The 15,795-nt window shown below is 53.3% G+C and carries 12 protein-coding genes, 1 tRNA gene and 1 other RNA gene; 1 reads left to right on the top strand and 13 read right to left on the bottom strand.

What is annotated here, in order from left to right; all coding sequences use genetic code 11:
- Positions 1–143: 143 nt before the first annotated feature.
- The 6 genes from NTU47_06095 to NTU47_06070 all read right to left on the bottom strand — a co-directional run bounded on the left by NTU47_06095 (position 144) and on the right by NTU47_06070 (position 7,068).
- Complete coding sequence (locus NTU47_06095; GenBank protein MCX6133368.1) at positions 144–1,778, bottom strand: Rne/Rng family ribonuclease; 1,635 nt, start codon at positions 1,776–1,778, stop codon at positions 144–146.
- 400 nt (positions 1,779–2,178) lie between these two features.
- Positions 2,179–2,279: signal recognition particle sRNA small type (ffs, locus tag NTU47_06090), an RNA gene on the bottom strand.
- A 147-nt stretch (positions 2,280–2,426) separates the two neighbouring features.
- Positions 2,427–2,500, bottom strand: a tRNA-Ala gene (locus NTU47_06085).
- Positions 2,501–2,588: 88 nt separating this feature from the next.
- Positions 2,589–2,963: a response regulator transcription factor gene (locus tag NTU47_06080; protein ID MCX6133367.1), complete on the bottom strand. Its 375-nt coding sequence runs from the start codon at positions 2,961–2,963 to the stop codon at positions 2,589–2,591.
- A gap of 274 nt (positions 2,964–3,237) precedes the next feature.
- Positions 3,238–3,966, bottom strand: a complete 729-nt coding sequence (locus NTU47_06075; GenBank protein ID MCX6133366.1) for a DUF3800 domain-containing protein — start codon at positions 3,964–3,966, stop codon at positions 3,238–3,240.
- A gap of 30 nt (positions 3,967–3,996) precedes the next feature.
- Positions 3,997–7,068, bottom strand: coding sequence for an N-6 DNA methylase (locus NTU47_06070; GenBank protein ID MCX6133365.1), 3,072 nt, complete (start codon positions 7,066–7,068; stop codon positions 3,997–3,999).
- 175 nt (positions 7,069–7,243) lie between these two features.
- Between NTU47_06070 and mazG the strand changes: the two genes are divergently transcribed.
- On the top strand, positions 7,244–8,038 hold the full coding sequence (gene mazG / locus NTU47_06065) for a nucleoside triphosphate pyrophosphohydrolase (protein MCX6133364.1): 795 nt from the start codon (positions 7,244–7,246) through the stop codon (positions 8,036–8,038).
- On the opposite strand, the gene NTU47_06060 is transcribed toward mazG, so the two are convergent.
- From NTU47_06060 to NTU47_06030, 7 genes are all read right to left on the bottom strand, one after another.
- Positions 8,030–9,058 carry a PhoH family protein gene (locus tag NTU47_06060; protein ID MCX6133363.1) on the bottom strand — a complete coding sequence of 343 codons (1,029 nt, stop codon included), beginning with the start codon at positions 9,056–9,058 and terminating at the stop codon, positions 8,030–8,032. The two genes, mazG and NTU47_06060, sit on opposite strands and share 9 nt — an antisense overlap.
- A 130-nt stretch (positions 9,059–9,188) precedes the next feature.
- Positions 9,189–9,965, bottom strand: coding sequence for a LysM peptidoglycan-binding domain-containing protein (locus NTU47_06055; GenBank protein MCX6133362.1), 777 nt, complete (start codon positions 9,963–9,965; stop codon positions 9,189–9,191).
- A gap of 29 nt (positions 9,966–9,994) precedes the next feature.
- Positions 9,995–10,255 carry a hypothetical protein gene (locus tag NTU47_06050; GenBank protein MCX6133361.1) on the bottom strand — a complete coding sequence of 87 codons (261 nt, stop codon included), beginning with the start codon at positions 10,253–10,255 and terminating at the stop codon, positions 9,995–9,997.
- Positions 10,256–10,381: 126 nt separating this feature from the next.
- Positions 10,382–11,107, bottom strand: coding sequence for a DNA repair protein RadC (gene radC / locus NTU47_06045; GenBank protein ID MCX6133360.1), 726 nt, complete (start codon positions 11,105–11,107; stop codon positions 10,382–10,384).
- 5 nt (positions 11,108–11,112) lie between these two features.
- Entirely contained in the window at positions 11,113–13,134 is a 2,022-nt protein-coding gene (locus NTU47_06040) for a penicillin-binding protein activator (GenBank protein ID MCX6133359.1), read from the bottom strand.
- A 6-nt stretch (positions 13,135–13,140) separates the two neighbouring features.
- Entirely contained in the window at positions 13,141–14,046 is a 906-nt protein-coding gene (locus tag NTU47_06035) for a tetratricopeptide repeat protein (GenBank protein MCX6133358.1), read from the bottom strand.
- Between the two features lie 37 nt (positions 14,047–14,083).
- Positions 14,084–15,787: a hypothetical protein gene (locus NTU47_06030; protein ID MCX6133357.1), complete on the bottom strand. Its 1,704-nt coding sequence runs from the start codon at positions 15,785–15,787 to the stop codon at positions 14,084–14,086.
- Positions 15,788–15,795 lie beyond the last annotated feature (8 nt).

Raw genomic sequence — 15,795 nt, 5'->3', positions numbered from 1 at the left:
AGGGATACATACGAAATCCTACTATCGCCTGCCGGCAGGCAGGAAATTCGAAGGAAATCCAAAATTCAAATCTGGAAAGCAGGCTTGGTTTGCCTTGTTTCGCGCGCCGGATTTGTTTGGGGTTTCGAATTCCGTGCCTGGACCTACATCTTATACTGCTCCGTGATATCTTTATTCTGTTTCACCGAGAAGAACCGGAAATCATCCATCGCAAGCGCCGGGTCCTCAACGACCTTCACCTTGACGAAGAACTTGAACATGATTTTCGTCATGCGACTGATGGTCCCCTGGGTGAGATAGCCCGCAGTGTTCGGATTGGCGTGAAGCTGGAGGCGGAACTCGCGGGATTCCGATTTGAACCTCCGGATCCACCGCTCGATCTGGTTCAGCGTCGATGTCTTCGATTGCACGAGGCCCGTTCCGCCGCAGGTGGGGCACGCGTCGCTGAGACTCATCTGCACGTTCTGACGAATCCGCTGCCGGGTGATCTGCATAAGACCGAATTCGGTCATCGGCAGCACCGTTGTCTTGGCGCGGTCGCGCTTGAGCTCCTTCTTCACCTCATCATACACTTTCTTTCTGTTCTTGTCATCGTCGAGGTCGATGAAATCGATCACGATGATACCGCCGATATCCCGGAGACGAAGCTGGCGCGTCATTTCGCGCGCGGCCTCGAGGTCGGTCCTGAGCGAATTCAGTTCCTGCTCTCTCTTCGCCGCGTACCTGCCGCTGTTGACATCGATCACAGTCATCGCTTCCGTCTTCTCGATGAAGATGTATCCGCCGCTCTTGAGCCACACCTTCTTGCTCATAAGCGTCTGGATATCCTTCTCCACCCCGTACTTGTCGAAGATCGGTTCCTTCCCCTTGTAGAATTCCAGCCGGTCGAGCATGTCAGGGGACATCCACTGGACGTACGCCTTGATCTCCTTGAACAGCTTCTTGTCATCCACACCAACGCGTTCAACCCGGTCCCCGAAGAGATCGCGGATCACGCTCGAAGTCGTGCTCATGTCTTTGTAGACCAATGCCGGCGGGTTCTCGGTCTTGACCGCCTTTTCGATGTTCGACCAGACCCTGAGCAATTCTTCAAGGTCCTGTTTGATCAGGTTGTCTTCCTTCCCTTCGGCGACAGTCCGGATAATTGCTCCAAAGCCCGGTGGAAGGATCGGGCGTACGATTCTCCGCAGCCTTCTCTTTTCTTTGAAGTCGGCAAGTTTCTTCGAGACTCCGACTTTGCCGTCAAACGGAAGCAGCACCAGGAACCGGCCCGGAAGGGAGATTTCGGATGTCACCCGCACACCCTTCTTGCCGACAGGTTCTTTCGTGATTTGCACCAGAATGTCCTGCCCCTTCTGAATACTCACTTCCCGGTCAGTCCGGTGATGACGTTGGCTGTCGCCATTCGTCTGGCCGGATCTACGTGAGTCGTGGGACGGCGGGGGAACGTTTGTCGAGGGAGATTCGCCTGGAGCGGTCGCGGGAGCAGCGGAAGACGGCTCGTGATCATCATCATCGTCGTCTTCGAACAGGGCGTTGTATTCGGATATCGAGGAACCGATGTCGGAGAAATGAAGGAATGCGTCTTGCTGAAGGCCGATGTCGATGAAGGCCGCACGAATGCCGGGCATTACCTTGGCAACCTTGCCAAGATGAATATCCCCCACCATGCGCTCCTTACCGGGTGTCTCTACAAAAAGCTCAGCGAGTTTTCCATCTTCAAGAATGGCGATACGATGTTCGTTCGCCGTGGAATTGATAACAATTTCCTTTTTCATGCGGGAATCCGATCCACCTCAGACTCCACTGTATGGGAATGAGACTCATCGCAGCAGACGAAAATGGACGAACCCCCATTTGGCGCGGCGAACGGCCGCAGGGAGAAATTCGTGTAAAGAACCGTCCAGATCGACCTTCGCGTTGGGCCAACCAGATCTCCTCACGCCGCGTATATCGGGAAGGGATCGGGATGATGACCCCGGTCCGCCGGTAGGCGTAGCAGGGCACAGTCCACATAAGCGTAAGACTGGTGGTGAGAAGTGAGATGATGAGTAAAGAGATGAGTAGTACCATGAGTTATGTGCCTGGTTTTTATTCACTCACGCAGAGCAGTGAACAGCCAACGGGGCGGGCTTTACGGGCTGAAGCAGCCAGATCACCTGACTGCGACAAATAAAAAGAGGTCAAGCGACCCTGTGTCACACAAAACTCTTTGCCGACCGTTGCTTCCTTCCGGACCTGGCGGGGTTGAGCAACGTCTTGTTGCACAGGACTTGACCTCAATGAAGTAAGAAAAACCAAAGAAACTCTCCGAGATGGATGAAAAGCTGGTTAATTAGTGATTGGTTAATTGGTTAGCGGAATTCGACGGCATTTCTCACCATCCACCAATTAACAAATTAACTATTCACTAATTAACTACATCGTGGAGCTGATCGGGCTCGAACCGACGACCTCTTCGTTGCGAACGAAGCGCTCTCCCAAGCTGAGCTACAGCCCCCTAGCAATGGCCAATTGTGAATGGTCAACGGCCAATGGGCAATGAAAATGTACTCAGAAACTGAGAAAAAAACAACGAGAAACGCGGTCTAACCACGGCGTCGGAAGAGACTGTCGATCCGGGCTTCTAAGTCCGCCGGATGGAACGGTTTCACCACGTACTCGTGCGCTCCGAGAGTCGAGCAGCGGATCCTGTCTGCTGTGCTATCTTTGGATGACAGGACGATGACCGGCACCTGGGCAAGGGACCGGTCCTCGCGCATCCGGCGAATTACCTCGAAGCCGTCAATTCCGGGCATCGAAAGGTCGAGTATCATACAATCCGGGAGCTTGTTCTCCTTCAGCCAATCGAGCGCCTGTTCGCCGTTTTCGAGGCACACAACGTCAAATCGCTGCCCCAAAAGAGTCTCGAGTATCATGCGGATCGCCATTTCGTCGTCTACGACAAGGATGGTTTTGTCCATGGTAATTCCCTATTACTTGCATTATTGAAGGAATGCTGAAGAAATCGCAGAAGACTGCACATACAATCCTCTGTGGCTGACGTCTAAACATTCTTGAATTCACATCGCTTGGCACAATCGAACCACAACTGCTTTTTTCTTGACCGGGTGCCAAAAGAATGCTATTATATGGTTGGATTCAATGATTGCTCTAGCGGTCGTTGGCTCTCATCAGGATCTTGGATCGGGGTGTCCCCGGTCGGCACTCAAGCCCGCTTCGGCGGGCTTGTTGCTTTTATGGGAACACTTTCAACCCATACCGCCTCCCGCTTTTTTCATAGATTTTTGGTTCAAGGACCTCGAATGCGGGATTGGCCCGTTTAGGATCCAGGACATACCTTGCCATCGGGTAAGCGACGAGATCGGCCAATTGCAGACCATTCACATCATCTGATTTCGATCGAAACTCGATGTCCATGCCGTATGAACGGATCCTGTCAGGAGTGACATACCCTGTTCCCCGTGAACAAAGCCGCTGGAAGTGTTCCTGCAGCCGTCCATCCTCCCTCTTGCCTCTTCTCTCGATAACAATGCGTAGCTGACGGTTTCCGGATTGCAGATCGTCCAAAAAAAACACCGATCGTTCGATGATGAATGAAAGCGAGATTTCGTATACGTCACTTGCCAGCTTGCCATACTGCTTGATGTGATTTTCTTTGTTGATGGCGGAAGCGATAATCGTGTATGCTGATTCGGAAACAAGCTTGTTGATTTCCGTATAGAACGCTTTCTTGAGATCTCCGTCGAAAAGAATCTGGAATTCATTCTCGCACTTCCGTATATCACGAGAATGCAGAATGACCTTCTTTTCTCCCCAGAACTTCTTTTTCAGTTCTCGCACGTCCCTGTCGATGGCTTCATACGCCGTATCGGAAACCAGAATCCCGCACAGAACGAAGACCGGAAACTGCGGATCGACATTGACAAGTCCGTGATCACCGCTTTCATCAAGGAAAAGAAACATCGGATTCTCCAGATTCCTCGACTAACATCTTCATTCGCTCCCCCCCTCTACAATCTTGATCTCATCTTCCGTCAATCCATACAACTCGTACACAAGCTTGTCGATCTTCTTGTCCGTCGCGGCAATTTGACGCAGTATGGGCTCTTTTTCGCTGTCGAACGTGGATTTTTGAAGCTGCTCGTGCAACTCGACAATCTTGCTTACCGAAGCGACGAGATTGTCATACCCTCTCTTGTCAATCGGATTTGTGAAATCGATGGTACGCATAGGAAGTTGTTCCAGTTCTCCAACTCGGATCTCAGGGAAGGTCTTTTCAGTCCGGTTAAATCGTTTGCGAAAGTAGTATGCAATGGTCTGGCTGCACAAAACAGCCGCCAAATACCTAATGTCGGTTAAGCCTGTCTTGGGTTTCACCGTGTGTAGCAATTGGTCAGCAATCAACGTTTGCTCTGTCGGAGCGACAATCAATCGCTCGCCGACGATCCGTCTCACCAAGACTCTCGGACCAGTGAATAAATCGAAATCCCGGGGTTCAGCGAGGTGCGGCCCATATTTCAACCAAGGAAGCCTCGCTTCAATGTGCCAACTTGTAACATGTCTTCCCCAAGCATAAGGGAAGTAGTCTTTTCCCTTCTTCTTATCCGACTCGAACAGCCCCACCTCTGCCTCCTTTCCAGTCTGAGGAGGTCTTCCTTTGCCTCGTTGATAGACCTTCACTCCGAAACGAACTTGGCAAAGCTCACCAATTTGTTTTGCAGACCGCTCAACCTTCTTCATTACTGGAACATCAGCATCGGTGAGAGAAAGATTGAAGATCAAGCTCGGAAACTCATCCCACACCGACACCGAAGACGATGCAGTTGTATATGCATTGGGATCACTGAACTTCTTGATTACGCAGACCTTCTTTTTGTCGGGTCGTTTCTTCCTTGTTCCGACGAATACCACTGGCAGGACGGTAGCATTGGGAAAAACGTCGACATCACGGTAGTCTGCCAGATTCTCTACTTCTGTCTTGGAAACAATCCACCGGCGCAAGCTCTCGTAATGGTCATTGTTCAACCAGGTTGTCGGAGTGATGAATCCAAGATAGCCCCCATCGTGCAATAGATCGACGCCTTTCTGCAAGAACAGAGCATAGAGATCGTACTGATCAGTCATACAACTGAATCTCTGCTTCAAGTAATCTCGTTGATTCCACAGGTCTTCCGTCCATTCCCTGCCAGCCAAGTACGGCGGATTGCCTATGACACAGTCAAATCCTCCTCGTTTCATGATTTCTGAAAACTCGGTTTCCCAATCAAACGGATTGATCTTCTGAGTGGACTCAGTATCAAAAAGATCCGACTGAGCCGAAATGTCTGTCCCAATCAAAGAGTTTCCACACTTGATGTTGTTTCCCAGCGATGGAAGGTATGCCTCCCTGAGTGCGAGCATCATTTGCGGGTTGAGCGTCTCAGCGTTTTCTCCTTCGAGCACTTTGAGATAGAGCGACATCTGCGTCACTTCAACCGCCTGCCGGTCAATGTCCACGCCATAGATGTTGTTGAGCAGTATGTCCCGCTTCTTGCGCGACGAAAGGCGCAAATTGCCGTTGGCGTCGCCATAAGCATCGGGTACGTTGTGAACTGTCTCGACTTCCTTCGGGTGTTCGCGGTACCATTCCAAATGATAATCAGTCAGCTTCTGGAATGCACCAAGAAGAAACGATCCGCTCCCGCACGCGATGTCAATGATCTTGAGTTTCGAAACCTGTTTGGGAGAGAGCTTGAGCTTCCGTTTCCCTCCGTTTCCGTCCACATCGTCATAGAGCAGCTTGCCCAGGGTGTTGTCAACAATGTAATTCACGATATACTGCGGCGTGTAGTAAACACCACCGGCTTTTCGCACCTCCGGCTTTTCCTCCACGCGGACGGTCTTGGGCGTGAGATGAATCGTCTTGCCGAGGAATTTCTCATAGATACTGCCAAGAATCTCGACCCCGATCTCATTGAAGTAGTAGGGAGAAAAGGGATAGTTGAGGCCCTGGAGTATCTTGAGCAGCACGTCGTCCCCTACCTCAAGTTCCTCACATTCGTGCGAGGCGAACAGCAAGCCATTATAGAGTGATCGCCGTTGTTTGAAGAGGTCATTGAGGAGTGAATAGAGGGCCACGCCGGGTCTGCTTTGCCAAAGGCGAAGAATGGCGAGGAGTGTGTTCTCCACTTCGATCTCACGGTCCTCACAGACACGGAAGAACACAATCCGGTCGAGTATTCTCTGAACCGACTCGTTCAGAGTGTAGTCGGTGAGGCGGCGCCGGTTTTTCGGGTGCTTTGCGATGTCCCGGGCCAGTTCCTCGCGCCAAGCAGAAAGGTCTTCGAGGAAATGCTTATCGAGCGCGAAGTCACCTGTCTTCTTCTGGAGAAGCTTGCGTGTCAGCGTGTCAAGCGATCCGCCTTCGATGGCTTCATGCGAAAACGTATCATAGATCTGGTCGAACTGATCGAGGTATTGGCCGTAGGTGAGATCGAGCTCTTTGATAGCGCCGAGCTTCGGTTTATCAAATTGCGGCCTGTGCGTACAATCGAACGTCCTGAATTGCTCAAAATCCGTTAAAATGGAGACGGGGACCCTTCCGGAGAAACCGTATCGTTTGACCTGGAAAATTGCCTCGTTGCTCTTCGAGAGATCAACGAACGGCTTTTTTGCCTCAACGAAGAATTTCGTCTGCCCTTTGATACGGAAACGGTAATCCGGCTTCTTGATCGCCTCTTTCCAGCTTGCCTTATAATTGTCTTCCGCTATGTAGTCAAGAATTGAAGCGTATTCTCTGTGCGCCTTCCCCAGTGTGCCTTTCTTTTCAAATAACACTTCCTGCTCTTTGACCTCTTTGCCCACGTTCGTCTTCACCCGTCCCTCAGGAATCACATCCTGCAGATAGAGTGGATTCATCTTTCGATTGTGGACATCCCAGCCAAGCGCCTCGAAGAAAGGATCAATGAGTTGTTGGCGTGCCTGCGTCTCGTTGAAGGCCGGGGACTTAAGCTGATAGATGTTCTGCTCGAAGAACCGGACGAGTTTCTCAATCGAGGACTTTGAAGCCGATCGCTGGTTGCTCATACTCATTCACGATGATTGCAGGAGTGGCGGTGTTGCTCCATGGAGTCCAATTAATCTACGCGTTTTGCAGGGTGAATTCAACTATCAAGTTTTGCCCCACGTTTGCACTTTGGCATCTCTCCGTTTGATTCTCCCCCCCATTTTCCTTATGATTCAACCCAAGAAGGAGGCCCCTTTGAAGAAGAAAAAGACCATCGAATCACTTTTCGCTGATTATGTCAAGGTTGTTCGCAGGCTGCGGAAGGAGTGCCCGTGGGACCGCGAACAGACGCACCAATCCATCCGCCACAGCCTCATCGAGGAAGCGTACGAAGTGGTTGAAGCGATCGACCACAAGGACCTTGACGACCTGAAGCTTGAGCTCGGGGACCTGCTCCTGCACGTGGTTCTTCATTCTATCATGGCTGAGGAAGAGTCGGCATTCACGATCGAGAACGTCGTCGCTGAATCAAGCGCCAAGCTGATCCGGCGTCATCCGCACGTGTTCGGAACTACGAAGGTCCGTGATTCGAAGGATGTGTTGAACAACTGGGAAAAGATCAAACTCTCTGAAGGACGGAAGTCGCTAATGGACGGGGTTCCGAAGAAAATGCCCTCCCTCCTCCGCGCACACCGCCTGCAGGAGAAGGCCTCGAAAGTCGGCTTCGACTGGAAACGGAAAGAAGATGTATGGGAAAAAGTTGTCGAGGAGATAGGCGAACTGCACGGCGCAGAGAAGAAACGCTCACATGATCACCTGGAAGAGGAATTCGGAGACCTCATGTTTGCCCTTGTGAACTACGCGCGCTTCCTGAAGGTCAATCCTGAAAGCGCCCTCAGCAAATCGACCGGGAAATTCACGAAGCGTTTTCAGCGGATCGAGGAAGAAATCCGAAAGCGCGGGAAGAAGCTGGAACACTCCACGCTGGAGGAAATGGACGCGATCTGGAATGAAGGGAAGAAACTGGAAAAGAAATCGCAGCTACGGTAAGCGCTGCTCCCCGGCCTTCTGGGGTGTCCGGTCGCCATTCTTCTTTGTACCATCACCCGTTTTGTCGAACCGGTCATAGGCATCGATGATGTCCTTCACCAGGCGGTGCCGGACGACATCATTCCTGTCGAAATACGCGAATCCCACCCCTTGAATCGACTTCAGAATATCCTGTATCTGGACGAGTCCTGAGACCGCAGTGTGCGGAAGATCAATCTGCGTGACATCCCCCGTGATCACGGCACGTGAGTGGGCTCCCAGCCGCGTCAGGAACATTTTCATCTGCATTGCGGTCGCGTTCTGAGCTTCGTCGAGGATGACGAAGGCATTGTGCAGGGTTCGCCCGCGCATATAGGCGAGCGGCACGATCTCGATGATGCGCTTCTCCATGTAACTCTGGAACCTCTCCGCCGAAAGCATGTCATCAAGCGCATCGTAGAGCGGTCGCAGGTACGGATCGACCTTCTGCTGGAGATCGCCGGGAAGAAAGCCGAGGTTCTCCCCCGCTTCCACGGCGGGCCGGGCGAGAACAACTTTTGTCACGTCCCTGTTCTTGAGCGCGGCGACGGCCATCGCCACGGCAAGATAGGTCTTGCCCGTTCCTGCCGGACCAATGCCGAAAACGATATCGTTTTTCCTGATCTGCTGGATGTACGTTTTCTGTCCGGGCGTACGCGGTTTGATGATGCCGACTTTCGTGTAGAGAATCGAATAGTCGGAATCTTCGGAAGCACCTTCGTGGTGCGCTTCAGGAATGGAACCGTTGACAGTGACGAGGTCAATGACGGTGTCCACGTCATTGGGAGCGAGGTTTCCGTTCTTGTTGAGGATGTAGATCAGTTCTTTGAATATCTTCGCGACCTTGGCAATTTCCCCCTCCGAACCCCGCACCGTCAGTTGATCGCCCCTGACTGTAATCGCCGCATCGAAGCGATCCTCTATGAGCTGGAGGTTGGCGTCGTTGAATCCGAGCAGCTGCATGGTGTCGACGCCGGCAAGCAGAACTTTCCTTTCAGCCAATCCGATATGCCTCCCGAGTGTGCCGCCTCAAAAAAGCGAAACGCCCTCACACCCGCACAGCGGTGCGGAGAGGGCGTTTCGAAGACGTATACGTTTGTGCGTTCAACAAATCGACGGAAGTAGTACTCCCTTACTTCTTTGCCGGAGCGGCTGGTTTTGCCGCGGGTTCTTCGGCTGATTTCTTCTTGTTCCAGTATGACCGGACAGCGGACTTTTCTTCCTTCGTCAAATCAGCTTTCGCCGGGATGCTCAGGACCTGACCCTTCTTGATCACATCCGGGTTCTTAATCTTGTCCTTGTTTCCCTGCCAGATCTTCGGCCACATGAATGCATTGTCATAGATCTTCGGTTTCTTCGCAATGTTCCAGAGGCAATCCCTGTCTTTCGCCCACGTGCCAACGGTATAGGTCATTGCCATCTGCGCGGCTTCCAGAGTCTTGCGGAGTGCATCAAGCCGATTCTGCTGTTCTTTCATCCGGTCGTAGAACTTCGGCAACGCACTCAGCTTGTTCTTCTTTGCGTCGTCAAGCATTTTCTGAACATCGTCAACCTCAGCCTTGCGGGCCCACAGATCCTGGTTGGAGAGACGGGAAAGCTCATTGATCTTTCCATCGACCTCATCGAGTTTTGCAGCGAATGCACGCTCGGCAGCTGCGTCAGCAGCGACCAGAGCCATGATGTCGTCATTGCACTTCTTGAGGGCGGCAGCCTTGTCGGCATCTTCCTTCTTCAGCTTGTCAACGTCAGCCTGCAACGCGGTCAACTTGGTCTTGAGTGCATTCCGCGTGGCAGTGAGCTCGGTCATCTGCTTCTGCCAATCTTCTTTAGTCATTTCCTGTGCAGCGGCGTACGAGCACACATAGAGCACTAAGGCCGCCACGAGGACTACGCGATTCATAAATTTCATGGTCATTCTCCTTGGTAATGGGCCTTAGATTACATTCCCTTTAAACGCTCTTGCACGAGCGCCTTGTCTTTTTCACATTGCGCCAGCTGAGCTGACTTGTCGGCGATTGCCTTCATTAACGCGGCCTTCTCCGATTCCTTTGCAGAAATTTCTCGCTGCAGGGATGACACCTCGGCCTTCAAGTCCTCCAACTGCTTCAGCTCTGCCGCACTTGGTTTACTCGTGCAGCCGCTGGCCAACACCGCCAACATCGCGCCCGCAACAAATAGACCAGCATATGATTTCTTCATGAGAACTTCTCCTATGTGTTCAATTGCACGGTCCGGTATTCACAAAGCGAACTCTGAAGAATGATACACATTCAAGCCCTAAAAGTCAAGAAAAAGTAACCCGTTAAACGTTTTTAAGTGAACCGTTTACAACAGACCGCGTTGAGCGAAACTTGAGAATTGCGCTCCGCCGATGATGACATGGTCATAGACCGGAATTCCCAAAATTTTGCCCGCTTCGGCCAGTTGCTTTGTAATGGCAACGTCTTCCTGACTCGGTTCATGGTTCCCGCTTGGGTGATTGTGCACGAAAATCACGCTCGCCGCTTTTTCCGTGATGGCTTCGGCGAAACATTCACGTGGATGCACAAGCGACGAGTTGAGCGTTCCACTGGTGATCCGCAACTCCCGCATCAGATGATTCGAAGTTGTCAGCAACAGGGCCCAGAACTCTTCATGCCGGAGATCTCGGAGCTTCGGCGAGAAAATGCGCGCCACATCCTCGGGAGCCTGAAGGACCGGACGGTCCGTTCCGTCGCTCGCCGGCAGACGGCGCAGGAGTTCGAACGCCGCAACAATGCTCGCGGCCCGGACCCTGCCGATGCCGAGACGGCCGAGATCCAGAACCGACATGCGAGCCAGGTCTCTCAACGTGCGATGATCAGACAGGAGTTTCTTAGCGAGGTCGACTGCAGTTACGCCCTTTGAGCCCGAGCGCAGGAGAATTGCGAGGAGTTCGGCTTCGGAGAGAGACGCTGGGCCATGCCTCGACAGCTTCTCCCGCGGACGCTCCCCCGACGGCCATTGCTTGATCGTCGTGTGATAGTACGAGGGTTCGAAGACTCCTCGCTCTGTCTGGTCACGGGAGTTCATGGTCCTCACTCGTTGCCGGTAATGGCCTTCCGGCTTACGTCAATCTCACCAACCTTCTTGATGACCCGTCCTTTGAACTGCATCAACGTCAGAAAGGAATTGACCCTCCCCTTGTTGAAACTGATCTTTGCATGAACACCCCTGAACACGCGCCCGGTGTTCAACGCCCCGATAACATCCTCGCGGCGAATCGCCCCCTGCCGGACAGCCTGCAGGAGCAACTTCATCGCGTCGTATCCGATCATAGCGTTCAACGAGGGATCTTTGGAGTACTTCAATTTGAATTCGCGTGCAAACAGCTGGTACTGCTGGTCGATCTCTTCCCAATACGCGTCCGTGGCAAAAATCACCCCGTTCGCATACTGCCGGTTCTGATCCAGCTCGGTCGGGTCGTTCCAATTGCCGGTTCCGAGCAACTGAGTCTGGAAATTGAAATACCGCAGCTGCGACGCGACAATTCCGATTTCCTCTGAGCCGGCAATTGACGCGAACAATGCGTCGATACCGGTGACAGGATACGCAAGGCTGTCATACTTCGCCTTGACGCGCTGCGTCGGGATTTTCATGGAATCGGCAATCCGTGCTCCCGCCTCTCCGAACAACACGGTGACGTCGACCACGCCACCCACTGCTGACAATGAATCGAGGACGGGCTGCGGCACACCCCAGGTGACCATGTTCTTGAGATCGACCGGACGAAGCTTGACTCCAAAGTTCACCACCTTCGGCTCCGTCAATTCCATTCCCCGTTTTCTTAATACCGCGAGCTCAGCCCGAAGATCTGTTTCGCCCGGTGCGTACCATTGCACAGCGACAAGTTGACCTCCGAGAGCGTTCACCTCGCGGACGAACGCGTCTACGATGAGCTTGTTGACCGTATCAGATGACGCGAGAACGGCAAACCGCTGGGCGCCGAGAGTCAGAGCGGCATATTGCGCCATCGCCCGCCCGCGGGCGACAAAATCCGGGTTCGCCTGAAACACCGATTCGCCGATCGCCGCGATGCCGACCGATGTTGCCGTCGGCGTGATGAGCGGGATTCCCTTCCGAGCAGCGAGCCCCGCACTCGAGAACACTTCGTTGCTGAACACCGGCCCCACAATGGCCAGGATCTGGTCATCCGCGGTAAGCTCCGAAACCTGGCGCGCCGCTACGCCCGCGTCACGCTCTGAATCCCGCACTTCAATATTCACTTTCGGCATCGCTTCCGCATTGTGCTCATCGACCGCCACGCGTATGCCGTCAAGGAGATCCTGACCGACGCCGCGGGTGCTCGATTGATCGGACTTGAAGGTCAGCGGCAGCACCACGCCAATCCGCAGCACACCGCTCCGGTCGATTCGCTCGAGCGCCGCTTGCGCTTCACTGAAGTACGGATTCGGTTTTGGAAGTGCGAGCACGCCCCTCAGCAGCGTCCTCGCTTCACTCGCATCGCCGGATCGGAGCACCTTGTCTGCGAGTTGTATGGTCAGCAGGGCCTCGACACGCGTGTGTTTCGCTTCCCCGAGGAGCCGCTGGACATCCACCGGCTGGAGGTTTGCAGAGGCGACGATGCTGAGCATTCGTTCGGCCCTGGCCGCCAGCACAGAATCACCCGAAGCCTCACACGCCGTAAGAAATGCTTCTGCGGATTGCCTGTATTGTTCCAACTGGTACAAATCGAGTCCAAGTGTGTACGCCGCGTCGTCGCTGTATTCTGATTTCTTGAACTCGTTGAAGAACTTTCTCAGGAGCGAGACAGACAATTCGTACTCTCCCAAATGATAGAGCGATTTGGCCCCCATCAAATACGCACCGCTCGTCCGATGAGTGGTTTCCGCCATGCTCACGATGCCCTGAAATGCCTCGAGTGCAGTCCTGTACCGATGATTCTTGAACTGCCCCATCGCATTCTGGAACGCTCGTTCGACGGCGGGCACGTATGTCACGGAGTCACGAACCGAGATCTGGCTGAAAGCAGCGTGGAATATCATCCCGGTGAGAAGAGCGAGAGCCAGAAGCAAGAGATAGCGTCGGCGCAGCGTCATGGCAGATCAGGAGTGCGGAGTTTGGGATTGCTTAAGTTCACGTGTGCCCTGCAGGGCCCGGGTGTGATGGGGCTCCACCTGAAGAGCTTGCTCAAAGAGCTCCCGGGCTCTTTGGTAGTCACCGCGGCGGAGGAAGAGAAATCCAAAATCGACGACGGCATCGGTCAGCTGGGGGTTCAGCTCAAGCGCCTTGCGGAGATATCGCTCAGCTTCGTCAAGCTTGTGAAGCGCCAGCAGCGCCTCGCCGCACATGTGCCACGCCCTCGGCTCTTTCGGATCCATTTCGACTGCGATCACGAATTCCGCATGCGCCTTTCGCCAATCGTACATCTTCGCGTACGCGGTGCCGAGCATGTAGTGCGCGATCCAGCTGGATTGTTCCTTCGCAATCGCTTCTTTCAGGCAATCGGTCGCTTCTGCGTACGCTCCCCGCCGCAGGAGCAGCTCGCCGAGCGATTCGTTTATCTTCGGGAAACGCGGATCGATCCGGCGCGCGGCACGAAAATGTATTTCAGCGAGACGGATGTTATCGCGATAGTAGTAGGCAAGCGCAGCGTTGAAATTCAGATGCGCACGGAGATCTTTGCTCAGCGTCTGAGGGTGTCCTAGGAGTTTCTTGTAGTACGACAGCGCTTTGACGTACTCGTTGAGCTTCAGATACAGGTTGCCGACGAGAAAAAGGATCTCCTCGGGTTCGCTACTTGTTGAGACAGCTCGAAGAAGAGTCTTCTCCGCCGCGGGGTACTGCTTGAGTTCAAACTGAACATACGCGAGCTCAACCCACGCGGTATCGAGAGACGGTGCGGCGGCAGTTATTCTGTGATACATTTGAAGCGCATGCAGCAGCTTTCGCTCGTCAACCAGCGATCGGGCCTGATCAAGCCACTGCGACAGAGTTGGTTCGTCTATCATACTGGCAGAAGATAGAGATTGAGGGGCTGAATTGCAATCAAAAATCCCTTTGCAGAGAACGGAGCCCGACAAAAAGTGCAAACGCGCTGAGCGCAGCAGAGAGCATGTAAACCGTCGTGGCGGGTGCGACGATCGTGGAGATCTCGAAGGGAAGAAACTGGAACAACGACTGGAAATACTCTGTCAACGGGAGGATGATGACCGACACGAGGGCCATCAGGTAGACAAGAGACATCAGAAAGGTCAGCGTCGCTCCCTGCGATGATGCAAGGCGGATCGGGTTCTTCTCCTTGAAGTTCGCGAAGTATCCGCCAAGGCCAAGATTGAGCGAGACGAGCGTGAGCGAAACCCAGAACGCGCTATAGATGCCGAAGTACATCAGGATGGGACGCCGCTCCGACATACGAGCAAACGGCGCATTTGAAAACACAGCGACAAGCAGCGCCAGCACAAAGACCACCATGAAACCGATGGTGAACTTGATGAAGTACGGCTTCTTCAGATCCAGCGGCGCGCTGAGCTGGCTCCAGAATGAATTCCCCTCGATGCTGATGGCCGGGAACAGGAACCGAAGAGCGAGCGAACAGCTGAGGAAGCCCCCGAACGCATAGAGGATGAGATAACCGACAGTCTGGATCTCCGTTACACGCAGTTTCAGATTCACGTTCCCGACGCTCAACGCAAAGACACCGACAAGCACGATCATCAGGGCAAGGTGAATCCATTGGCTCGATTCGCGGAAGAACTGGAAATACTCCTTTTTCAACAGCACTTCCAGCTGAGGCGAGAACATGGATTTTCTCCGGAAATCGAAGACCTTGACTCTCTTCCCTGACTCAATCGTGTTGCTCCTGGCCTGGAATTCGAACGTGACGAGCCAGCTCTTGTAATAGAACCGGTGCGCCACGAACACTACGACACCAAACATCGCCGCTGTCAGCAGGAACAGCTGCGCACCGTGCGTCCATGCAAGAGAGCTGTTCCCCCGAGCGATGTAGAATAGAACATTGGAAACCCATGCGTTGGGAAGATTGGCCAGCACTCCGGTGTCCAGTCCCGCCGTGGATATGCTGGTGTCAACGTTCAAGCGGCGCCCGAACTCAACGAGTTCGATCGGATTCGAGTACTTGAAAAACAGGGCGACCATCGCAACGTAGCAAAGAGCCAGACCAGACATGACCTTTCGAAAACCCCATTTGCTCGCCACCTTCATGAGCGACATCAGAATCAACGCGGCAACACATGCCGACAGGAACAGATACGGCAGAAGAACAAGGAACATCACCGCAACAAACGTCAGCCACGAGTACCCGAAGTACGCGCCGTACCCCAGAAGCGCCATAAACACCATGAGGAAGAACGTCGCGGAGCTGTAGAGAAAATTGTCGAGGAACTTGAGGACGAAGATCTGGGTAAAGGAGACCGGTTTTGTGAAGAGGTATCCGACCTCGGAAGACTTATAGAGCGTCGCGTAGGAAACAATAATGTTTCCCATGTTCACCGAGACAAAAAGCACGAATAACATCATCGAGATGAAGCGGTGGTAGACAAACAGGCCGATTCGCGTCTGCTCGAGAACGCTCTTCGTAACTGCAAACGCGAGAAAATATGCGGCGATTGAAAACGCTCCAAAGACGGCAAGCGATCCGAACCCACGGACGGCAGTCACCAGCTTTCGGTCAAACGTCGACTTGATGAATGAGAGGAACTTGTATTTAAGTATGTGAAAGAAGGTGCTCATGTGCTCGC

The sequence above is a fragment of the Ignavibacteriales bacterium genome (genome assembly GCA_026390595.1).
Lineage (GTDB): Bacteria > Bacteroidota > Ignavibacteria > UBA10030 > UBA10030 > UBA9647.
Note: the sequence above shows the minus strand (reverse complement) of the source record. Positions and strands in the feature narration are given on the sequence as shown.

Excerpts from the sequence above, each read along its gene's own strand:
- NTU47_06070 (MCX6133365.1), bottom strand. The coding sequence starts at position 7,068 with ATGAGCAACCAGCGATCGGCTTCAAAGTCCTCGATTGAGAAACTCGTC.
- NTU47_06055 (MCX6133362.1), bottom strand. The coding sequence starts at position 9,965 with ATGAAATTTATGAATCGCGTAGTCCTCGTGGCGGCCTTAGTGCTCTAT.
- NTU47_06095 (MCX6133368.1), bottom strand. The coding sequence starts at position 1,778 with ATGAAAAAGGAAATTGTTATCAATTCCACGGCGAACGAACATCGTATC.
- NTU47_06040 (MCX6133359.1), bottom strand. The coding sequence starts at position 13,134 with ATGACGCTGCGCCGACGCTATCTCTTGCTTCTGGCTCTCGCTCTTCTC.
- NTU47_06080 (MCX6133367.1), bottom strand. The coding sequence starts at position 2,963 with ATGGACAAAACCATCCTTGTCGTAGACGACGAAATGGCGATCCGCATG.
- radC (MCX6133360.1), bottom strand. The coding sequence starts at position 11,107 with ATGAACTCCCGTGACCAGACAGAGCGAGGAGTCTTCGAACCCTCGTAC.
- NTU47_06035 (MCX6133358.1), bottom strand. The coding sequence starts at position 14,046 with ATGATAGACGAACCAACTCTGTCGCAGTGGCTTGATCAGGCCCGATCG.
- NTU47_06050 (MCX6133361.1), bottom strand. The coding sequence starts at position 10,255 with ATGAAGAAATCATATGCTGGTCTATTTGTTGCGGGCGCGATGTTGGCG.
- NTU47_06075 (MCX6133366.1), bottom strand. The coding sequence starts at position 3,966 with ATGTTTCTTTTCCTTGATGAAAGCGGTGATCACGGACTTGTCAATGTC.
- NTU47_06030 (MCX6133357.1), bottom strand. The coding sequence starts at position 15,787 with ATGAGCACCTTCTTTCACATACTTAAATACAAGTTCCTCTCATTCATC.